Origin of the sequence: Paenibacillus sp. EZ-K15, assembly GCF_002573715.1 — a bacterium.
Taxonomy (GTDB): Bacteria; Bacillota; Bacilli; order Paenibacillales; family Paenibacillaceae; genus Paenibacillus_AQ.
In genome coordinates this window covers 182,292-202,884 of record NZ_PDHM01000028.1, presented here as the reverse complement: position 1 = coordinate 202,884, position 20,593 = coordinate 182,292, and the positions used below count along the sequence as shown (strand labels likewise).

Annotated in this window: 17 protein-coding genes and 1 pseudogene; 13 read left to right on the top strand and 5 right to left on the bottom strand. The window is 53.8% G+C overall.

Features of this window, described 5'->3' with window-relative positions; genetic code table 11:
* The first annotated feature begins 270 nt into the window (after nt 1–270).
* From CRG97_RS31215 to CRG97_RS31195, 5 genes and pseudogenes are all read left to right on the top strand, one after another.
* Nucleotides 271–2,037, top strand: a complete 1,767-nt coding sequence (locus CRG97_RS31215; RefSeq protein ID WP_098749362.1) for a LytS/YhcK type 5TM receptor domain-containing protein — start codon at nt 271–273, stop codon at nt 2,035–2,037.
* Complete coding sequence (locus CRG97_RS31210) at nt 2,024–2,821, top strand: LytR/AlgR family response regulator transcription factor (RefSeq protein ID WP_083659734.1); 798 nt, start codon at nt 2,024–2,026, stop codon at nt 2,819–2,821. The genes CRG97_RS31215 and CRG97_RS31210 overlap by 14 nt, the downstream gene beginning before the upstream one ends.
* 187 nt (nt 2,822–3,008) lie before the next feature.
* Nucleotides 3,009–3,308, top strand: a complete 300-nt coding sequence (locus CRG97_RS31205; protein ID WP_071218738.1) for a DUF485 domain-containing protein — start codon at nt 3,009–3,011, stop codon at nt 3,306–3,308.
* Nucleotides 3,309–3,314: 6 nt separating this feature from the next.
* Nucleotides 3,315–4,826, top strand: coding sequence for a solute symporter family protein (locus CRG97_RS31200; RefSeq protein WP_076323832.1), 1,512 nt, complete (start codon nt 3,315–3,317; stop codon nt 4,824–4,826).
* A 140-nt stretch (nt 4,827–4,966) separates the two neighbouring features.
* Nucleotides 4,967–6,410, top strand: a pseudogene (locus CRG97_RS31195) (solute symporter family protein).
* Nucleotides 6,411–6,590: 180 nt separating this feature from the next.
* Here the strand turns inward: CRG97_RS31195 and CRG97_RS31190 are convergent.
* Both CRG97_RS31190 and CRG97_RS31185 read right to left on the bottom strand, forming a co-directional pair.
* The gene (locus CRG97_RS31190; protein WP_098749361.1) at nt 6,591–8,099 is read right to left on the bottom strand and encodes a response regulator; all 1,509 of its coding nucleotides are present in this window, start codon (nt 8,097–8,099) and stop codon (nt 6,591–6,593) included.
* Nucleotides 8,096–9,841 carry a cache domain-containing sensor histidine kinase gene (locus CRG97_RS31185; RefSeq protein ID WP_161952978.1) on the bottom strand — a complete coding sequence of 582 codons (1,746 nt, stop codon included), beginning with the start codon at nt 9,839–9,841 and terminating at the stop codon, nt 8,096–8,098. The genes CRG97_RS31190 and CRG97_RS31185 overlap by 4 nt, the downstream gene beginning before the upstream one ends.
* Before the next feature lie 193 nt (nt 9,842–10,034).
* Here CRG97_RS31185 and CRG97_RS31180 point away from each other — a divergent pair, with 193 nt between their 5' ends.
* From CRG97_RS31180 to CRG97_RS31170, 3 genes are all read left to right on the top strand, one after another.
* Nucleotides 10,035–11,339, top strand: a complete 1,305-nt coding sequence (locus CRG97_RS31180) for an ABC transporter substrate-binding protein (RefSeq protein ID WP_098749359.1) — start codon at nt 10,035–10,037, stop codon at nt 11,337–11,339.
* Between the two features lie 89 nt (nt 11,340–11,428).
* Nucleotides 11,429–12,340, top strand: a complete 912-nt coding sequence (locus tag CRG97_RS31175) for a carbohydrate ABC transporter permease (RefSeq protein WP_076324074.1) — start codon at nt 11,429–11,431, stop codon at nt 12,338–12,340.
* Nucleotides 12,337–13,158 carry a carbohydrate ABC transporter permease gene (locus CRG97_RS31170; RefSeq protein ID WP_098749358.1) on the top strand — a complete coding sequence of 274 codons (822 nt, stop codon included), beginning with the start codon at nt 12,337–12,339 and terminating at the stop codon, nt 13,156–13,158. The genes CRG97_RS31175 and CRG97_RS31170 overlap by 4 nt, the downstream gene beginning before the upstream one ends.
* A 100-nt stretch (nt 13,159–13,258) precedes the next feature.
* On the opposite strand, the gene CRG97_RS31165 is transcribed toward CRG97_RS31170, so the two are convergent.
* A complete protein-coding gene (locus CRG97_RS31165; RefSeq protein WP_098749622.1) occupies nt 13,259–14,143 on the bottom strand; it encodes a class I SAM-dependent methyltransferase in 885 nt (294 codons plus the stop codon).
* Nucleotides 14,144–14,349: 206 nt separating this feature from the next.
* Here CRG97_RS31165 and CRG97_RS31160 point away from each other — a divergent pair, with 206 nt between their 5' ends.
* The 4 genes from CRG97_RS31160 to CRG97_RS31145 all read left to right on the top strand — a co-directional run bounded on the left by CRG97_RS31160 (nt 14,350) and on the right by CRG97_RS31145 (nt 16,608).
* On the top strand, nt 14,350–15,090 hold the full coding sequence (locus tag CRG97_RS31160) for an HAD family hydrolase (protein WP_098749357.1): 741 nt from the start codon (nt 14,350–14,352) through the stop codon (nt 15,088–15,090).
* Nucleotides 15,091–15,246: 156 nt separating this feature from the next.
* The gene (locus tag CRG97_RS31155) at nt 15,247–15,591 is read left to right on the top strand and encodes an ArsR/SmtB family transcription factor (RefSeq protein WP_098749621.1); all 345 of its coding nucleotides are present in this window, start codon (nt 15,247–15,249) and stop codon (nt 15,589–15,591) included.
* A gap of 88 nt (nt 15,592–15,679) precedes the next feature.
* The gene (locus CRG97_RS31150; protein WP_098749356.1) at nt 15,680–16,177 is read left to right on the top strand and encodes an SRPBCC family protein; all 498 of its coding nucleotides are present in this window, start codon (nt 15,680–15,682) and stop codon (nt 16,175–16,177) included.
* A gap of 29 nt (nt 16,178–16,206) precedes the next feature.
* Entirely contained in the window at nt 16,207–16,608 is a 402-nt protein-coding gene (locus CRG97_RS31145; protein ID WP_098749355.1) for a VOC family protein, read from the top strand.
* Nucleotides 16,609–16,775: 167 nt separating this feature from the next.
* Here CRG97_RS31145 and CRG97_RS31140 read toward each other — a convergent pair whose 3' ends face one another.
* On the bottom strand, nt 16,776–17,600 hold the full coding sequence (locus tag CRG97_RS31140; RefSeq protein ID WP_098749354.1) for a helix-turn-helix domain-containing protein: 825 nt from the start codon (nt 17,598–17,600) through the stop codon (nt 16,776–16,778).
* Between the two features lie 137 nt (nt 17,601–17,737).
* Between CRG97_RS31140 and CRG97_RS31135 the strand changes: the two genes are divergently transcribed.
* A complete protein-coding gene (locus CRG97_RS31135) occupies nt 17,738–19,711 on the top strand; it encodes a glycoside hydrolase family 127 protein (protein WP_098749353.1) in 1,974 nt (657 codons plus the stop codon).
* A gap of 182 nt (nt 19,712–19,893) precedes the next feature.
* Here CRG97_RS31135 and CRG97_RS31130 read toward each other — a convergent pair whose 3' ends face one another.
* Nucleotides 19,894–20,370: a glutathione peroxidase gene (locus CRG97_RS31130; RefSeq protein ID WP_098749352.1), complete on the bottom strand. Its 477-nt coding sequence runs from the start codon at nt 20,368–20,370 to the stop codon at nt 19,894–19,896.
* Between the last annotated feature and the right edge of the window lie 223 nt (nt 20,371–20,593).

Genomic DNA, 20,593 nt, shown 5'->3' with positions numbered 1-20,593 from the left:
CGGCTGCTTTGGCTTGCAGCTGCTTACTGGCCGTATCTTTCGCTTAACTGCGGGGGGATACGGTTTTTTTGAGTGCACTGAAGGGTATGTCCCCTGCGTGAATATTTTTACATAAGTTTCATGTTATTCCTTTTTATTGTCCAAATCCTCGCTGTACTATATAATCTTTACTGCATGAAATGAAACCGCATTCACATCTATCCTATCTATCGATACCGTCTACTGACCGACAGTTGAAGATTCCTAGTCTACCAAAGAAGAGGGATGTCCATGCAGGAGTTGACGCTGCATCTGTTCGAACGGATGGGCATGCTGCTCATCCTGACGTTTATACTGACGAGAATTCCGTTGTTCCGCCAATTGCTGGACCGCAAAGAGATGTCTGGCACGCGAATGTTCATCTATTCCTGTCTGTTTGGCCTCTTCGGCATCCTCGGGGCGTATGCAGGCGTTGTGGTGGAGAATGGCGAGTCGAGCTCCTCCTTCTGGCTGATGCAGCTGACGGAGGAGCAGGCCCTGGCCCATTCCGCTCTGGTCGGCGTTGTAATTGGCGGGCTGATCGGCGGGCCCCGCGTTGGCATCGGGGGCGGGCTTTTGGCGGGAGCCCATCTGCTGTATATTGGGGGCTACACGGGGCTGGCAGGAGCTATCGCCGTACCGCTTACGGGTGCCCTGGCCGGGGGCGTGGCCCGATTCTTCTCGCAGGAGCGGGTTATCTCGCCGGCAAAAGCGTTATTCGTGGGGATGTTCGCCCCGATCTTGCACATGGGGGTTATTTTGATCTGTTCAGATGAGCCGGACCGCGCGGTTGAGCTGGTCAACCTGATCGGTCTGCCGATGGTGCTGACCAACAGCATTTCCATTGCGATCTTCACGACGATGCTGCGGGTTGCGCTCACCGAGGAAGAGCGGGCAGCCGCTTACGAGACGGAGAAGGCATTCCATATCGCGGAAGCGGCGCTGCCGCATCTGAAGCAGGGCTTGACGTACCGTACGGCACAGGCCGTGGCCACCTTGCTGCTGCGCGAGCTGAAAACAACGGCAGTCGCCATTACGGATACGGAGCGGTTCCTGGCCCATGCCGGTGCCGCCAGCCGTACCATTGATCCCGGAGAAGAGATCACATCCGACTTGACCAAGAATGTCATTGCGACCGGCGAGCTTCGGATCATAGAGAATGCGGAAGATATTCAGCCCCGTCATCCGGCGCTCGGAGCCGCCATTCTTGTCCCGATGATAGAGGGTCACGAAATCGTAGGCGTCATTCATTTCTACTTCAAGCGGCCGCAGGATATTCGGCGCGTTGAGCTGGTGATGGCCCAAGGGCTTGGACAGCTGATTTCCTATCAGCTCGGGGCCACGGCCCACGAGAAGATGAGCCATTTAATGAAAGAGGCGGAGCTTAAGCTTCTGCAGGCGCAGATCAATCCGCATTTTCTGTTCAATACGCTCAATGCGATCCATTCGTTGATCCGGAGCGATCCGCTGCTGGCAAGACATGCCACGATGCAGCTGGGGGCGTTCATGCGCTTGAACGTCAAAGTCATGGCCTCCCGCAGAACGACCATTCGTGAGGAAATGGAGCTGTTGAATGCCTATTTGGACATTATTCAAATCCGGTTTGAGGATCAGTTCACGTTTGAATGCCAGCTGGATCCGGTGCTGGACGAGCTTATGATTCCGCCTGCAACGCTGCAAATGCTGGTGGAGAACAGCATTAAGCACGGCTTGCGCGATAAAGCGAGCGGGGGCATCATCCAGTTGACCCTAAAGCGGGCGGGCGATATGGCGGTTGTACAGCTGCGGGACAACGGGGCAGGTATCTCCCCTGAGGTGCTGGACAGCCTCGGCGAACAACCGATCATCGGCAGCGAGGGTACGGGGAACGGCATTTACAATATCAACCAGCGTTTAATCAGCATGTTTGGTAAGGAAGCCAGACTCATCGTAGAGAATCTTGCAGAGGGCGGATGCAGCATATCCTTCAGCATCCCCTGCAGTCTATCGGAAGGGAGCCGGTACCGTGAAGCGAATTAAAACGATGATAGCGGAAGACGAACGATTGGCAAGGGAGGAGCTGGCTTACCTGTTGGAACAGGAGCCTGATATCGAGCTGCTTCCTTATGCCACGAACGGCCGGGAGCTGCTCGAGCTGGTTCCCTTACGGCAGCCGGATGTCGTCTTTCTCGACGTTCATATGCCGGAGCTGGAAGGTTTGCAGGCTGCGCGGATGCTGAAGGCCTCCCCGATCTCGCCCTTGATTGTCTTTACGACAGCCTATGACGAGTATGCTGTCGAGGCGTTTGGTCTGAATGCGATTGATTATCTGCTGAAGCCTTACAGCCATATGCGATTAAAGGAAACCCTGCAGCGAATTCGCAGCAGGGTTCATGAAGGGCAAGTCTCCCCAAAGCAGGAAGCTTATGATGTCGCCCCCCAGATAGCTCCGTATCCATCCACTGAGGCTGCTGCCCGCAGTATGCGTGGCAAGCTGCTATTCGATGATGGGGACAAGCATGTGCTCGTCGATCCCGAGGCGATACTGTACGCGGTGCGCGAGGAGCGGGTCATCCGCATATGGACGGCGGAAGGCCAGCGGATTACGAGCAAAAGCACGCTGCAGGAGCTGGAGGAGAAGCTGGCGGGTTACTCGTTCTTTCGTCCTCATCGCAGTTACCTGGTTAACGTGAACCGGATTGCGGAGCTGTCCCCTTGGCAGAACGGCGCTTACAATATTGTGCTAAAGGATGAGCAGCGGACGATGATTCCCTTGTCGCGGGAAGCCGCCCGGGATTTGTTCCGGTTGCTTAGAGAGGCGTAGGGAGAAGCGCGTGAGGACGGTGGTTGTCTCCCGGTTCAGGCGGCATATCCGCCTTTTCGCGCACCCTATCGGACGTTTCGCGCAGGAGCTGTGGTCGCAGACAATCCTCCTGTATATAATCATTCTAAAGCGCTTTCATATATGGGAGACGCAATAGAATCCTTGATCGTTAATGGAGGGAAAGGCAATGGAAGAAAAAAGCTATACCGAAGTATGGCATTCTGAAAAATTCAAAACGCTGCTCTCCCGCAAGAAACGGTTCATTATTCCGATGACCGTCTTTTTTCTTCTGTTTTACTTTGCACTGCCGATTCTTACTTCGTACACCGACGTGTTGAACCACCCGGCGATTGGCCCGATCACGTGGGCATGGGTATTTGCATTCGCGCAGTTCATCATGACATGGGTCTTGTGCATCCTGTACTCCCGCAAGGCGGCCCAGTTTGACCGTATGGTAGACGATATTAAAAAGGATATGGGGGCGTAATCGACTATGGCTATCGCGTTGTTTTGCGGAATTGTATTTCTCACGCTGATCATAACGTATTACGCTGCCAAGAAAACAACCAACACCAGCGACTTCTATACGGCAGGCGGAGGGCTCAAGGGCTGGCAGAATGGGACAGCCATTGCCGGCGACTATATGTCTGCTGCCTCCTTCCTTGGCATCGCAGGCTCGATCGCGTTAGTTGGCTTTGACGGCTTCTTCTATAGCATCGGTTTTCTCGTGGCTTACCTGGTGGTGCTGTACCTTGTTGCCGAGCCGCTTCGGAATCTCGGGAAGTATACGGTGGCGGATATGATTGCCGCTCGTTTCTCAGACAAGAAAGTGCGCGGCGTTGCAGCGCTGAACACGATTTCCATCTCCATCTTCTACATGATCGCGCAGCTGGTTGGAGCAGGTGCGCTGATTAAGCTTTTGCTGGGACTGGACTATGTCACGTCCGTGCTGATTGTCGGCGTGCTCATGACCATCTATGTTGTCTTCGGCGGCATGCACGCCACGAGCTGGGTTCAAATCTCGAAAGCTATACTGCTCATGGCTGGCACGTTCATCATCTCGCTGATCGTATTCGCCAAATTCGATTTCAGCCTGACCCAGATGTTCCACCATATGAAGACGGCCACCCCGCTGCAGGAGGCATTCCTGAACCCGGGGAATAAATACAAAATCCCGCTGGAGACGCTGTCGCTCAACCTTGCCCTCGTACTCGGCACGGCAGGTCTGCCGCATATTTTGACCCGTTTCTTTACCGTTAAGGATGCCAAGACGGCGCGCAGCTCCGTGGTATACGCTACCTGGATTATCGGCATCTTCTATGTCATGACGATCTTTCTTGGTTTCGGGGCTGCCGCCTTCGTAGGCGCGGCGGATATTACCGCGGTCGATAAAGCGGGCAACATGGCTGCGCCGCTCCTGGCCAAAGCGATTGGCGGCGACTTCCTGTTCGCGCTCATCTCGGCGGTTGCGTTCGCGACGATCCTCGCGGTGGTGACGGGGCTTGTGCTGTCCGCTGCATCAGCTTTCGCCCATGATTTCTACGGCCAAATCGTGCGCCGCGGCGAATCGTCGGAGAAGGAGCAGCTGAAGATGGCACGGTACGCATCGATTGGCGTATCCATTGTCTCCATTCTGCTCGCATTGTTCGCTCAGAAGATGAACGTGGCATTCCTTGTCTCGCTCGCCTTCGCCGTTGCGGCCAGCGCAAATTTGCCTGTCATCCTGTTCACGGTGTTCTGGAAGAGGTTTAATACGACAGGCGCGGTTACCGGGATGCTGACAGGATTGATCAGCACGGTGATTCTTGTGGCGCTTAGTCCGAATATATGGGATCCGGCCGGCAAAGCGATTTTGATTGGCGATCCGATCTTCCCGATGAGCAACCCGGGCATTATCTCCATTCCGCTTGGCTTCGTGGCAGCTTATATCGGGACGCTGTTATCCTCTTCCAAGGATGAAGCGAAGTATGCCGAAGTGCTGGTCAAGGCCAATACGGGCGCGTAATCCGGATTCAATTCATTGACCCAAAAGGGTGTATCCAGCTGCTTAGCAGCACAGGGGATCGCCCTTTTTTTGTCATTTTATCGTAAAATAAAGGAATAACAGGACTGGACTTTCAGGCTGAAGCGGAAGGAGGCATGCAAATGAACATATCCGGCATCGTTTTTTTTCTGGCGATTGTGGTCGGCACGTTAATGATTACGTATTATGCCGCCAAGCGGACAACAAGCACGAATGATTTCTATGCAGCGGGCAATCGCCTGAGCGGGCTGCAAAACGGCTTGGCCATTTCCGGTGACTATATGAGCGCGGCGTCCTTCCTTGGCATCGCGGGCTCCATTGCTGTGTACGGCTTCGACGGCTTTTTCTATTCGATCGGCTTCCTCGCCTCCTATGTGATCGTGCAGTACATCATAGCCGAACCGCTTCATAACCTGGGAAGGTACACGATGGCGGATGCGGTGGCGGTGCGGTTCAGCGAGAAACGGCTGCGCGGATGTATCGCCGTCAACAACATGATGATCACCGTCTTCTACATGATTGCCCAGCTCGTTGGTGCCGGGTGGCTCGTCCATTTGCTGTTCGGGCTGGAAACGTCGCTTGCCATCGTGCTGGTCGGAGGCTTAATGACCGTCTACGTCACGTTCGGCGGCATGCTTGCTCGGCTTATTCGAATCCATGAAGCGGGCGACCCCATTGCAGGAGCGGTTTCTGATGGCGGGTAACATGTTCGACCACCCGCTGGACATGCTGTCGTTTAATATGGCGCTGGTGTTAGGGACAGCGGGACTTCCGCATATTATTGCGCGTTTCTACACGGTAAGAGACCCGCGTACGGTCCGTTCTTCGGTAAAAACGGCAACGTTTACGATCGGCATCTTTTATGCCATGACCATTTTTCTTGGTTTTGGGGCGGCTGCCTTCGTCGATTGGTCCGTTTTGTCGGAGCGGGTTGAGCTGGCGGCGCCGCTGCTCGCAAGCGCATTGGGTGGCGAATTCTTAATGGCCTTTGTATCGGCTGTTGCCTTCGCAACCATATTGGCCGTGATCTCGGGGCTTGTGCTGACGGCATCCTCCGCATTTGCTCATGACGTCTACAGCAGCATTTTCCGCAGAGGACGGGCGACCGAGGCACAGCAGATGAGAGTGGCTAAGCTTTCGGCCATCGTGGTTGGCACCGCTTCGATTGTGCTCGCCCTCGGCGCGCAGAAGCTGAACGTGGCATTCCTCGTTTCGTTTGCGTTCGCGGTTGCGGCCTCGGCTAATCTGCCGGTGCTGCTGTTCACGCTATTTTGGCGGAGATTTAATACGTATGGGGCCATGTCGAGCATTGCGGCCGGATTGGTATCCTCCTTGCTGCTCATGGCCGTGGGGCCTAACGTGATGGATCCCGGGGCCGGCTGGATCCGGGCGGAAGCGATCTTCCCGCTCAAACATCCGGGCATCGTGTCCATTCCGATTGGCTTCGCGGGCGGCATTCTCGGTACCCTGCTATCCGGTAAAGTCGGCTCAAGCGGCCAATTCGAGACGATGCAGGCCATTGCCCATGTGGCCCCTAATGAGATTCGTACCCGCGAGCCGGGATGACACAGCATACATAAAAATGATGAAGGAGAGGCAGGGGATAACAGTGAAGCAGGATTGTGTAATTGTCCCCTGAACTACCGCTTAAACCGGATCAAGCAGCTGACAGGCAAAAACCCGCGCCATATGCTGGATCTGTTCGAATTGTTGTGCGGGTTGATGTGGAGAAAATAGCGAAGCTTATCATTTAGGTTTCAGCAGCTTGCCAAACTCAGAGGGATAACAGCCGACATATTCCCTGAACAGATTCGTAAAATGCCGGGTGCTGTAATATCCGACTTGCTCTGCTGCCTCATTGACCTTCATGCCGGGGATAGACAGGAGTTCCTTCGCTTTCATCATCCGCAGCCGGGTTACGTATTGGCTAAAGGTTACCCCCATTCGTTTATGAAAAAGGGTGCTGAGGTGGTTCGGTGAAACCTCGAACCGCTCGGCCACGGCGGAAACGGTAATATCACCGCAAAAATGCGCCTCCAAATAAAGGACGACCTCTTCAAACCATTCTTTGGCTGTGGGGTCACCCTCGGATTTTTTGCGGAGCAGCCGGGTCCCTGTTTCTTCATAAAGCTGTTCTAACCATGGATCAAACCCCTCAAACATCGGTGTCGGCGTTTCCTTGGCCAGGCTGCCTGCCAGAAAAGCCAGCAGTCTGGATTGAAGTTTACGCGCGGCTTCCCGTTCATCGGCCCACAGCATCCTAAGTTTATCACCGCAGGTCATAAAGGCGGTATAATCTCCCTCGGCATATGCTCTAACGAGCTGGACCGCAGTTGTACCAAACCGGGCAGTCACCGGATCTTTTGCCAGCCGCCGCATATCGGCGAGAAGCAGGGGCTTCCCATCGTCTGCGACGCTACGCAGGTAGGAAAGGGAACGCATCTCCAGCATTTCATTCCGCAGCGGTTCGAACGAATCATAGGTTCCCGATTCCAGCACGGCTGCCGGACGGCTCCGGGGATGTTCAGGAGAACGGCTGTTCAGCATGTCGTGAAGCAGCTTGGGTAAGCGTCGCAAGTTTGCTTCCGCTGGGGAAGTGAGCGCTTTTCCAATCAGTGCATATTCGCCTCGCTCCAGTCCGATCAGGGCCAGAAGCAGCTCCTTGGAGTTGTGGTCGGCGATGACCTGGCGTGCAGCTTGCGGCAGAAGTCCGGTTTGTTCGGGTCGAGCATCATTGCCATCGACGGGCCGCGTTTCATAGAGCAGCATGCCCGTCCATTGGCCTTCCCGTTCAGTTGTCTTGTGTTCCGGTCCGGTCTGCATGATCGGGTTATGCCATAGCGATGTGACCACCGATTCAAACTCGCGGCTGAGCGATTTCGCGTCCTGCCCGATCCGGGCGGCAGCACGCTGCACGATTCGTTCCACATCGGAGGGCTCGATTGGTTTCAGGAGGTAATCCAGAGCACCCAACTTCAGGGCTTGACGGGCATAGTCAAATTCTGCAAAACCGGTCATGATGATCCACTGTGCATGGGGGGTATGAGGGAGTGCCTCTTCCATCGCTTCAAGTCCGCTCTTGCCAGGCATCCGGATATCGACGAATATGATGTCGGGCCTCAGCTCTGACGCCTGCTGTACCAGCTCCAGGCCGTTCTTGGCCTCCGTCACGTCCAGACCTGGCCGAATGTCCTCCAGAATCAGGATCAGCGTCTCTCTTGCCAGCATTTCATCATCCGCTACGATAATCTTCATTGCGCAATCCCCTCCTCTTCCAGTTCCATCGTGATCGTAATGGTTGTTCCCTGGTCAGGTTGACTTTGGATATGAAGTGAAGCCTGACCGTCTCGAATGAGCGCAAGCCGTTCCTGTGCATTGCGGAGTCCGACGCGATCGCTGTGTTCAAGCTTCTTAGGGTCAAATCCGGTGCCGTTATCCTTGATAAGGATGACGGCATGGGCCCTCCCGTCTGCAATCCGCGTGTAGGCGTTGATCTCGACATGGCACGGGTGGGCGCATGGCTCGGCGCCATGCACAACGGAGTTCTCAACCAGCGGCTGCAGCAGCAGCTTGGGAATTCGCAGCGAAGCCAGCGAGGGCTCCAGCGAGAAGGAGAAGTTCAGCCGGTCTCCAAAGCGCATGGACTGCAGCTCCGCATATTTGCGGATAATGTTGAATTCCGCTTCCAGCGTGATCGACATATCGGCCGACAGGATGTCGCGCAGCAGCCCGCTGAGCGAGCGGATGGCCCGGTCGAGCTTCTGCTGCTCGCCTTTGCGGTTCAGGCCGATAAACCCATTCAACGTGTTGTACAGGAAATGGGGGTTGATCTGTGCCTGCAGAGCCTGCATTTCCGCGTCCTGCTGCTTGAGTTTGGCACGATATTCGCTGATGACCATCTCGTCCAGCCTGACGATCATGCGGTTCAGCGCGCCGCCCAGCTCCGCGACCTCGTCCTTGCCGTGGATGTCGACCCGCTTGGACATATCGCCGCGCTGCACGTGACGCATCACGCCAATCATCTCCCTAAACGGAGTGAGCAGCTTGCGGGAGTAGGCAAGAAACAGAAACAGCGTAAGGATCATACCGCCGCCGGCAAAGATCATGCCGACGTTATGCATCCACTGCACCTTCTCCGTAAATCGGCTTTGAGGGATCAGGGAGGTCACCATCCACGAGCTGGATTCAATCGTCTTCGACACTTTAACGTACGTCTGATTATGATATCTGACCTCGCTTGCCGAGAGCTGGCTCAAGGTTTCCTCGGGAATTTGTTGGCTTGCATAGACCAGCTGCCCATTCTTGTCCGTGATGACAACGACCGAGTCGTTTGTAATCAATTGGCGCACAATGCGGTCGATGACGACGGTATCGGCATCCGACATGATGACCGCAATCGGTTTGCGTGTATCCATGTCGCGAATGAGCCTGGCGACGGAGAAGACCGATTGGAGACCGTCCATCTTCACATAATCCTGATCATGGACTTTCACGAAGGTGGCTTTACCGCCTGCCTTGACCGCATCGATGTACCAATCCTGGCCCGTGTAGTCGTAATCGGTACGGGCGGTGTAGAGGGTGGAGCGGCTATCTTTGTAGAATACGGAGCCGTCGAATGGCAGCAGCAGGGTACCTAGAATCTCCTTGTGCATATTTTCGAGCACGGTTGGCAGTGTGTTGTACAGGGCGTAATCCGCCTTATATTGGGTATATTGATCCGATTTCGGGTACAGGCCGGAGGATCTGAGTTTCAGGGCATACATGACTTCGTCGTAGTTATAGGGGATGGATGTCACCCGTTCGAGCTCATCCAGATAATATTGGATGTTGCTGGTCAGCCCGACAAGGGACGACTCGGTCAGCTTCTCCGTTTCCGACGTAATCAGCTTTGTATAATAGGAAGGCATCACGTAAGCGATGATAAGGACAGGGACCAGTATGGTCACGGAAAAAAGGATGATGAGCTTGGAGCGCATGGACAAGGTGCGGTTCTTCACGGGAGCAGCCTCCATTTCGCTAAGTCTCGAATAAGCATGTTGGTTCTATTGTACTGGAACCTGCCCGAGGCGACAATACACATAAAATAGCGCTTACATCGTAGTTTTGGATCATATGTAAGCGCTATTATGTATGCTAACCTTAATGATGCAAGGATTGTTACACTATACATTCCGAATGAGGTGGGTATTAATGAAAAAACGTGCATGTTGGATCATGGCCGTCGCCTTGCTGTGCTTGATCACGGCGTGCTCCTCGCGGCCGGACGCAATAGAGACAGGCGCAGGCACGAACAATGGAGGCAGCGGCTCCGGCAAGATTGGCTCCGGGGAAGCGAAAGTCACGCTGTCGATGATGGTCAACGTCGCCGATGAGTCGCTTACCGAGGTGTATCGCGGGATCGTGGACGGCTTCACCAAGGAGAATCCCGACATCAGCGTCAACCTGCAGTTTGACAGCACGGGCTATGAGAACACCATGAAGGTCAAAATGGCCGCCAACGACCTGCCTGACATTTTTGATACGCATGGCTGGGCCAAACTTCGTTATGGAGAGTATTTGGCGGATCTGAGGGATGAACCGTGGGCCGCCAATCTCACCGACACGATTCGTGACGTGGTGACGGATGAGGATGGCAAGTTATACGCTCTGGTACTGACCGAAGCGAAGGACGGACTCCTGTACAATGCCGATATGCTGAAGGAATACGGGATCGAGGTGCCAAGCACGTTCGAGGAGTTAATTGCGGCCGGCGAAAAGATCAAGGAAGAAAGTGGAGGCAAGACGAGACCCTTCTATCTCTCGGGCATCGACGATTCGATGATCGGGCAGTACCTGGACAATTTTGCGAGCCCGCTTCTCATCACGGCTCCGAATAATCAAGCCGAGGCTCTCTTGAACGGGACGTTCGACTGGTCCGGCTTCACGCCGCTGGCTCAAAGCTTGGTCGATCTGAAGGAACGGGGCCTTATGAACGAAGACGTTCTGACGGCGAAGCGCAGTGACCTTCCGGCAGCCTTTGCCGCAGGCAAAGCAACGTTCGTGCTGGTAGGGCCTGCATTCATGGATGACGTCCATAAAATCGATCCGAACATAAATATCGGTATTATGCCGGTGCCTTCCATGATCGAAGGCGATACGCCGACATTCGCCGGTGGGGAGCGCAATACGCTTGCGTTGTGGAAGGATTCCAAGCATCCGGATGAAGCCAAGAAGCTGCTGCAGTATTTTGCCAAGCCGGAGAATATGGCCAAGCTCTCCAACGTGTCGAAGAACCCTCCCGGGCTCAAGGATGTGCAGACGAACCATGAACTGACCGCTTACTATGAACAATACGCCGATATTCGCGTCTTCCCTTATTTTGATCGTGTCTACCTGCCGAACGGCATGTGGGACGTGCTCTGCAAGACGGGCACCGAGCTCCTGGCCGGCCGGGTGACGCCGGAGCAGTTCAGCGAGACCATGAAGGTTGAGGTGGAACGGTTGTCCAAGGAATAAACATGAAGGCGCGCGAAGTGCAGGCAAGCTGCGCTTATGCGCGCCTTATCACTTGGCTAAGAGGAGTGTGAGCGAGAGTGAAGACAGGCATGGCTAGAAGTGAAGCCGCTCCGGTCCGGGGCACCAAACGGTTTACCCATTCGAATTTTATGCTGAACTGGATGTACGTTCCCGCATTGCTGCTGTTTATCGTATTTATTTTTTATCCTTTTTTCCGCGGATTGCTCATTTCCTTTACCGATTGGAACGGGTTCTCTCAGGCGATGAATTACATTGGACTTGATAACTACCATAGAATGCTGACGGATAGCCGAATCCACACCGTTATTCTGAACACGCTTATTTACGGCGTCGGCAGTACGCTTTTTCAGAATATATTGGGCCTCGTGTATGCGCTGTTGTTGAACAAGTACGGCAAAGGCCGGACCTTCGTCAGAGTTATCGTCTATATTCCTGCGATTGTCAGCCCGATCATCATGGGTTATATATGGTATTTCCTGCTCCAGTATAATGGCGGGGCCATCAATGACATCCTCATGCTGTTTACCGGATCACCGGTCAATCTGCTCGCCGAGCCGAACATTAACGTGTGGATCATTATGGTCGTTAACACCTATCAGTACCTTGGGATCGCGATGATGATCTTTCTCTCGGGGCTGCAGGGCATTCCGAAGGATTATTACGAAGCGGCTGAAATCGACGGAGCCACGGCAAAAAACCGGTTCTTCCGGATTACGTTTCCGCTGCTTGCACCGGCCCTCACCACCAGCATCATCCTGAATCTGATTGGGGGATTAAAGCTGTTTGATGTCATTAAAGCGCTGACGAACGGCGGACCGGGGTATGCCTCGGCTTCCCTATCCACCATGATGTATGAGCTTTATTTTGCCCGTCAGGATGCGGGGCTCGCGGCTGCGCTCGGCAACCTGATGTTTCTGCTCATTACCGTCATCAGTCTGACAGCTCTGTACTTCTTACGTCGAAAGGAGCTGTCCCAATGAAGCATCGAAAGCGTACGTGGATTTATACGATCATCGGTTTTGCCGTGGCGTTGGTGCACATCATCCCTTTTTACATTCTGCTGACCGTTTCTTTCAAGGATATGCGGGACATGAGCTCGAAGTGGCTATTTCCGGGGTACTGGTTTACCGACAACTTCGTAAGCGCCTGGCAGAATGCCCGGCTGGGCCAGGCCTTTCTCAATACCGGTGTCATCACGATATTATCAGTCGTGCTCATACTGGCTTTTGGCTCGCTTGCCGCTTTTCCTCTGGCGCGCTATCAGTCGAAGCTCAATAAATGGGTCTACGGTATATTTGTCAGCGCGCTGATCGTTCCGCCGCTGACGATTCTGGTGCCGCTGTATAAACTGTTCGTGGATATCGGATTTATGAATACGTATCTGGGGATCGTGTTGCTGCATGTGACGTTTCAACTGTCGATGGCGATTTTCCTCTATACCAGCTTTATCGGAACGATTCCGCGGGAACTCGATGAGGCCGCCATGATCGATGGGGCAACGCGGACCGGGCTGTTCTTCCGAATCATTTTCCCGCTGCTGAAGCCTGTGACGGCTACGATTCTCATCATGAATGCGAACTCGATCTGGAATGACTACCAGTTCTCGCTCTTCTTCCTGCAGGAGCCGGATTCGAGAACGATCACGGTTGCGTTATCCAGCTTCTTCGGAGAGAACAGCGCGCAGATCGGCTGGATTGCGTCAGGCTCGCTGCTGGCTGCCATTCCAAGCATTCTGGTATATATCTTCTTGCAGAAATATTTCGTTGATGGAATTTCGGCAGGTGCCGTGAAGGGTTGAGCGGGTGGTGGGAAATGCGCGATTTTTCTATACTTATGGTTAACGATTAAGGGGCAGCTCCAGGGTCAATAGACCCTTGGGCTGTCCCTTTTTGCTCTCTTTATTTAATGCCGAGCCGCATGCGGTAGCTGAGCATAACGGGAAGTGTCCGCCCTTGGAAGTGCTCCTCGACCAGCGCATGAAACTGCGCGATTTTATCATTCAATTCGGTTGGTTTCAGCTTGAACACGTTCTGGATGCCGCCTTGACTGACGGCAAGACCGGTATATCGTTCGGCGGTGAACGGCTCCATATGATGGAATACGATCTCTTTGGAGAACCGAAAAACCCCGCTCTCCCGGATATGCTTGAGATGCTCGTTCTTATTCCCTTTATAGGCCTTCTCCTGTGCCTCCACATGGCGGTCGATGATGTCCTCTGCCCATTCGATCAGCTCATGGTAGGATTGCTCGACCTTCCAGGTCAGGCTCGGCGGCCAATCGCAATCATATACCGCGAATATCCCTTCCTCGCGCAGAACGCGGGAGACTTCCTTCAACGTGCTGGCCGGGTCCATCCAGTGAAAGGATTGGGAACAGGTGATGATGTCCGCGGACTGATCCGGGAGCGCCAATTGGTTTGAATAGCCGGAGACGAACTTGATGTCGGCAAGCTGAACATCGTGGCTGGCGTCGGCCTCTTGCTGCAGTGATTGCAGTTTGGCGATGGCTTTACCCCGCATATCATCATTCGGCTCGACGCCTATGACTTGGTCCGCCGCGTCTCTCCATGCAAACGAGGACAGTCCCGTGCCGCATCCCAAGTCGACGACGAGGGAGGGCTTGCGTTCCAAATATCCTGTCAGCAGGGCGACAACCTCCTCGGGAGCTTCGGGGCGATGCTGGTCGTAGGTATCCTCAAAGCCGGTAAAACGGTCCACGTTGCTGGCACGGTTCCCCTCGGGAACGAAATCCTTACTCCACACTTCGGTCATATCCTTGGTCATCATTATTCATCTCCTTATCCGGGTACATGAATCGGGCATTACAATTGGCGCTTTCTTGGCTGCCGCGAGTACGGACAAAAGGCTCCAATTGCCGTTTCGTGCCGCTTTAATGCCATCATATCATAGGGAAGGAACTTATTAACAGATGGGCTTGACCCGGGCAGTGCCGATGCGGGTACAATAGAGGGATAGAATGAGGAAGAGGGATGAACATGAAGCCAACATTATCACCGAAGGGAATCTTCTTCGATGTGGATGATACATTGTATGACCATCTGGCGCCTTTTCGCGATGCCGTTCAGGAGGTTGCCCATCCGGGTGGAGCGTTTCCTTATGAAGCCGCCTACCACCGGATGCGGTATTACAGTGACATGCTGTCCGTAGAGCTCGGAGGAGCGGGCACGGCGGCTTACGGGGAAGCGGTTGAAGATATGCGCAGACGTCGGTTCCAGTTAGCGCTGGCCGAATTCGGCATACAGCTGACCCTTGAGGAGGCCGAAGCGGTACAGCAGACATACCTGGACAGGCAGTATAACATCACGATGTTTGAAGGCGCCCGGGAGCTGCTTAAGAAATTGGCGGATGCCGGGCATGTCGTTGGGTTGATCACCAACGGGCCGGCGGAACACCAGATGAACAAAATCGGGGCTATGCGGCTGGGTGACCTCATACCGGAGGAGCGTCTGTTCGTATCCGGAGCCGTGGGCTGGGACAAGCCCGATCCGCGGATATTCCACCATGTGAATCGGCTGACCGGAACGGTGCCGGAGGGCTCTTATTACATCGGCGATTCGTGGCGTAATGATGTGGTTGGCGCCCTGGCCGCGGGCTGGCATGTGATTTGGTTCAATCATCGGAGCGTCGGGCCGGAATCGGAGCATCAACCGCAGCATACCGTGACGAGTTATGGCGAGCTGGAGGGGCTGCTTGATGAGGTTATCGGATAAAAAAATGCTGTGGCGAGCGTAAAGTGCCGCCGGGGCAGGATCGAGTAAAAGAATTATCGTGGCCAGACCCTTTAAGTGGAGGGCTTTGCTTTTTTTGTTGCCCTATATTCAACCAATTGGTTGATTTTTCGGGATTCATCTATTATAGTTAACCACATGGTTGAACAAAATAACGAAGAACAACTGGATCACATCTTCCACGCACTGGCTGACCCGACCCGAAGAGAGATGGTGCGTATGATCGCGGCGCAGGAGCGGACCGTATCCGAGCTGGCCGAGCCGTTTGACATGTCGCTTGCGGCAGCCTCCAAGCATATTAAGGTGCTGGAGCGCTCCGGCCTGCTGGATCGATCCATTCAGGGGCGGACACATACCTGTCGTCTCAATCCGGGCGTCATGTCCAGGGCGATGGAATGGCTGCAATTCTACGAACGATTCTGGACCCGGCAATTTGATGCATTGGAACGTGAGCTGAACAAAGCGAAGAAGGAGGAGCATTAACAGGAATACGGCTGAACATCCTGGACAACGATGAGAACTAGGGGAAACAGACGGAATACCACTTTTAATAAGAGAAGGATGATTTACATTGGAGAAAGCCTCTACAACTACACTGGTCATGAAACGCTTGTTTGAGGTAGCGCCGGAACGAGTGTTTGATGCCTGGTTAAACCCCGACATGATGCGCAAATGGTTGTTTACGATGGAAACGACGAACAAGATCGCCCGTAATGATCCTCGCGTGGGCGGAACCTGGGAGATTGTTGACGTTCGGGAAGGCAAGGAGTACCGGGCCATTGGGGAGTATCTTGTAATCGACCGGCCTCACAAGCTGGTGCTTACCTTCAGGATGCCCCAGTTCAGCGAAACAGTGGACCAAATAACGGTTGAGTTCAAAGCCGTGGACGCAGGATGCGAAATGACATTCACTCAAGAGATCGTTGTCCCTCACGAGGAAGATTGGACCGCAGAGGATATCGAGAAGGCGCTCACGGAGTATCATACCCAAACCGAACATGGATGGGGTTATATGTTTGAGGGCTTGAAGCAACTGCTCGAGACAGGAAATATTAACTACCCATCCTAATCAGATGAACAAGGGAGAGTGTATTGTCAATGAAGAGTGCAACCCCATTTTTAATGTTTCAGGGTAATGCCGAAGAAGCCATGAACCATTACATTTCCATTATCGAGGATTCCGAAATAACCAGCATCGTCCGTTATGGCCCCAATCAGCCGGGAGCCGAGGGAAGCGTCATGCATGCCACCTTTTCGTTGAAGGGGCAAACGTTCATGTGCATCGACAGCAATGTGAAGCATGATTTCACGTTCACGCCTTCCTTCTCCATCTATCTGACTTGCGAATCGGAAGCGGAGATCGAGAAGGTGTACGGGGCATTAATTGATGGCGGAGTTGCGATGATGCCGCTGGACAACTATGGATTTAGCCAAAAGTTCGGCTGGATCGCGGACAAGTTCGGCGTATCATGGCAGCTTAATCTGCCGAATGAAGCGTAATATTACGCAATCGATTCATTAGAGACGGGCCCTGGAGGGGTCCGTCTCTTTTTGCTGCTGACAATGCATCGCCAACTCGTTGCTCCGCGATCAAGACCCCGCCGATCCCCATTGCCAACCGAATGGCAGAGTGTAGGGTGTTTCGAAGCTGGCCCCATCTTCGCTTCTTACTCCGTATACTGCTTTCGGAATTGCAGCGGCGATAGGCCGAAACGTGCCGAGAAGCGGCGGGAGAAATAAGGCGGGTATTGAAACCCCACATGCTCCGCAATACGCGCCATCGACCACTGGGTGGTTAACAGCAGCCGCTTCGCCTGGTCCAGGCGGTATTGCAGCAGGTATTCCGTTGGCGTCACACCGTGCGATTCTTTCATGCAGCGCGTCAGGTAATTGTAGTGGAAATGCAGGTCGGACGATAAACGTGCGTTGCTGATGGGCTCACGGTAATGCATTTTGATATAGGACTCTACCTGCTCCGCGATTTTGCGTACCCGTGATTGCTCCTGATCCGATCTCGACGGGTCCAGCAGCTCCAGCAGTTCGATAAACAGCGTTTGTTCCCGCCAAAATGCCGTGGACCTCGGTTCCGTTGCCAGCAGGTGCAGGGAATCGAACAGTTGATAGGCTTGCTCCGGATAAGGGATAGGGCCATGCCTCGGCAGCTTTATGTTGTGTGAGATCGAATCATCGTCGGCTGCGCTCGATGCCGCGGACTGAAAATGCAGCCAATAAAAGGAGGTTTCCTCCTGGCACCCCTGCACGGCGTAATGGTATGCATCCGGCAATAATACAACGGAGTCCCCTGGGCCAAGCGCCCACTGCATATCCTCCTCGCCCAGGAACAAGCAGCCGCATTGAACCAGGATGAGATCGAAAACGCCAAGGTTTCTCCGGTTGGGATGCGACTCGCCCGGCATATAATGTGTTTTTCCGGATTCAAGGAAGTAGGGGAGCGGCGGCGAAGGAAAGGAAAGCACACTCTGTTCCGTCATGGTAACACCTCCAGGGAAGTGTGAAATCGTATAAGAAATTAGGTCGATTTTGTTATCGTTTCATCCCATCATAGAACGTAGAATGGGAAGTGTCGAGGCTTTATCCTATCGAATCCCAAAAGGAGTGTATATCCAAGATGATAACTCTTACTTCGCGTTCAGCCGCCGTCCCCCTTAAGCAAGTGAAACTTACGGATCCTTTCTGGTCCCGTTACATAGAGCTGGTAAGGGAAGTGGTGATCCCATACCAATATGAAGCCCTCCATGATCGAATTCCGGGCGTGGAACCGAGTTATGGCGTGTCCAATTTTCGAGTTGCTGCCGGCAGGGACGAGGGTGAATACGGCGGCATGGTGTTTCAGGACAGCGATGTCGCCAAATGGCTTGAGGCTGCGGCTTATTCGCTTGCCATTCATCCGGATCCGAAGCTGGAGGAGCAGGTGGATGAACTGATCGATCTTGTGGCCGCTGCCCAGCAGCCGGATGGTTATCTGAATACGTACTTTACGGTGAAGGAGCCGGGGAAGCGCTGGACCAATCTGACGGATTGCCATGAGCTGTACTGCGCCGGCCATATGATTGAAGCCGGAGTTGCGCATTACCGGGCGACGGGCAAGCGGAAGCTGCTGGATGTGGTGTGCCGCTTGGCGGATTATATCGATACCGTTTTTGGACCCGAGGATGGCAAAATCCATGGGTTCGACGGCCATCAGGAGATTGAGCTGGCACTGGTCAAATTGTACGAGGTGACCCAGGAGCCGAGATATTTGAGTCTGAGTCAGTATTTCATAGATGAGCGCGGGACTGAACCCCATTTCTTCCTTCAGGAGTGGGAACAGCGAGGGAAGAAGTCATTCTACCCCTCGGTACTGCATCCGCCGCATTTGGCTTATCATCAGAGCCACCTGCCGGTCAGGGAACAGAAGGAGGCGGTCGGGCATTCGGTCCGTGCCGTTTACATGTATACGGCGATGGCGGATTTAGCCGCCAGAACGAAAGACCCTGCTCTGCTTGAGGCTTGCGTTAATTTGTGGCATAACATGGTCCGTAAACAGATGTACATTACCGGCGGAATCGGTTCCACTCATCACGGCGAGGCGTTTACCACGGACTATGACCTGCCGAACGATACCGTATACTCGGAGACCTGCGCATCCATTGGGCTGATCTTTTTTGCCCAGCGCATGCTGCAGATGTCACCCAAATCGGAGTATGCGGACGTAATGGAGCGTGCGCTGTTCAACACGGTCATTGGCAGCATGGCTCAGGACGGGCGGCATTTCTTCTATGTGAATCCGCTTGAGGTATGGCCTACGGCCTGCCGCCATAATCCGGGCAAATTCCATGTGAAGCCGGTTCGGCCGGGATGGTTCGCCTGCGCTTGTTGCCCGCCGAACGTGGCGAGATTTCTGTCGTCGCTGGGTGAATACGTGTATACGATGAATGACGACACGCTGTATACCCATCTGTACATCGGCGGCGAAGCTGAGGTCCGGTTCGGGGACGTGCCGGTGAAGGTAACCCAGACCAGCGCGCTGCCGTGGGACGGGAATGTTATGCTTACGATTCAACCTGAGCAGGCAGCCGAGTGGACCGTCGCTCTCCGCATTCCGGACTGGTCGCGCGGCAAAGCCGTTATGCGGGTGAACGGGCAAGAGATGGTCGTGGAGGATATTACCGAAGACGGCTATGCCTACGTGAAGAGAGTGTGGGCACCGGGGGACACGGTGGAGCTGGCATTCTCGATGGAGATCCATCAAGTAAGAGCTAATCCCAATATACGGGGGAATGCCGGCAAGGCCGCGATTCAGCGCGGGCCGCTAGTATACTGCCTGGAAAGCGTCGATCATGGAGCGCCGGTATCCTCACTGTCGCTCGCAGGCGATCCGAAGCTTCATTCCCGATTCGATCCGGATCTTCTCGGCGGAGCCGTTGTCATTGAAGGGGATGGATGGCTTGAGGAGTCTGATGATTGGGGCGATGAACTGTATCGTTCCTCTCCGAAAAAGAGGCTTCCTGCGGCATTAAAGGCCATTCCGTACTATTTATGGGGCAACCGTGGCGAGAATGAAATGGCCGTTTGGGTGCGCGAGCTGCCGCACACGGTATAAAGATCGTACAGTCGGCTCTCCCGAATAGGGAGCTGACAGAACAGCCAGCATACAAAGGATGCAATGGTAAAGCATTGACGATGCCAGACCGCATGACGTGAAGGGCTTGCCCAAGGTCGATGGACCTCGGGCAAGCCCTTTTTTAAGCCGAAATGGATATGGGGATGTGTGTTTCCTTGCTTTTATAATAGCTTCTTGATATCCTCTTCAATTTTCTCCGGAGTATCGGTTGGCGCAAAGCGCTTGACCACCTTGCCGCTGCGGTCCACAAGAAACTTGGTGAAGTTCCATTTAATCGCTTTAATGCCGAGTGTGCCGGGAGCTTCGCTCGTCAGATGCCGGTAGAGCGGATGAGCGTTCGTGCCATTCACATCAATCTTGGAGAATAACCGGAAGGTGACGCCATGATTGAGCTTGCAGGCCTCCTCGATCGCGGAGTCCTCCTCCAGCTCTTGATTCATGAACTGACTGCTGGGGAAACCGAGAACGGCCAATCCTTGATCGCGGTAGGTTTGGTGCAGCTTCTCCAGACCGTCGAATTGAGGGGCAAAGCCACATTTGGTCGCTGTATTGACAATGAGCATGACGTCGCCTTCATAAGATTTGAGCGTTTGGGACTCGCCGCGTATCGTTTTTACTTCATATTCATAGATTGACATCGCCGTAGAACCTCCTCCAATGAGATGTATATACAATCAGAGTATATTCTTTCGCCAGGGATTGCAATTTGCTAGAAACGGCAGCGGCAATTATATGCTATATGCATGACAAAAGCTGGAATGCAATACATGATGCGGAAATATAGAGAGTAAAATTTTGTATTTTCATCTGGACTAATTTAGGAGATATATGGTAGTAGTAGAATAAGTATTTAAGCAGATG

What these genes read in the sequence shown, in the direction of transcription:
- CRG97_RS31215 (WP_098749362.1), top strand. Translation starts at nt 271, where the DNA reads ATGCAGGAGTTGACGCTGCATCTGTTCGAACGGATGGGCATGCTGCTC.
- CRG97_RS31205 (WP_071218738.1), top strand. Translation starts at nt 3,009, where the DNA reads ATGGAAGAAAAAAGCTATACCGAAGTATGGCATTCTGAAAAATTCAAA.
- CRG97_RS31200 (WP_076323832.1), top strand. Translation starts at nt 3,315, where the DNA reads ATGGCTATCGCGTTGTTTTGCGGAATTGTATTTCTCACGCTGATCATA.
- CRG97_RS31190 (WP_098749361.1), bottom strand. Translation starts at nt 8,099, where the DNA reads ATGAAGATTATCGTAGCGGATGATGAAATGCTGGCAAGAGAGACGCTG.
- CRG97_RS31180 (WP_098749359.1), top strand. Translation starts at nt 10,035, where the DNA reads ATGAAAAAACGTGCATGTTGGATCATGGCCGTCGCCTTGCTGTGCTTG.
- CRG97_RS31175 (WP_076324074.1), top strand. Translation starts at nt 11,429, where the DNA reads ATGGCTAGAAGTGAAGCCGCTCCGGTCCGGGGCACCAAACGGTTTACC.
- CRG97_RS31170 (WP_098749358.1), top strand. Translation starts at nt 12,337, where the DNA reads ATGAAGCATCGAAAGCGTACGTGGATTTATACGATCATCGGTTTTGCC.
- CRG97_RS31165 (WP_098749622.1), bottom strand. Translation starts at nt 14,143, where the DNA reads ATGACCAAGGATATGACCGAAGTGTGGAGTAAGGATTTCGTTCCCGAG.
- CRG97_RS31160 (WP_098749357.1), top strand. Translation starts at nt 14,350, where the DNA reads ATGAACATGAAGCCAACATTATCACCGAAGGGAATCTTCTTCGATGTG.
- CRG97_RS31155 (WP_098749621.1), top strand. Translation starts at nt 15,247, where the DNA reads ATGGTTGAACAAAATAACGAAGAACAACTGGATCACATCTTCCACGCA.
- CRG97_RS31145 (WP_098749355.1), top strand. Translation starts at nt 16,207, where the DNA reads ATGAAGAGTGCAACCCCATTTTTAATGTTTCAGGGTAATGCCGAAGAA.
- CRG97_RS31140 (WP_098749354.1), bottom strand. Translation starts at nt 17,600, where the DNA reads ATGACGGAACAGAGTGTGCTTTCCTTTCCTTCGCCGCCGCTCCCCTAC.
- CRG97_RS31135 (WP_098749353.1), top strand. Translation starts at nt 17,738, where the DNA reads ATGATAACTCTTACTTCGCGTTCAGCCGCCGTCCCCCTTAAGCAAGTG.
- CRG97_RS31130 (WP_098749352.1), bottom strand. Translation starts at nt 20,370, where the DNA reads ATGTCAATCTATGAATATGAAGTAAAAACGATACGCGGCGAGTCCCAA.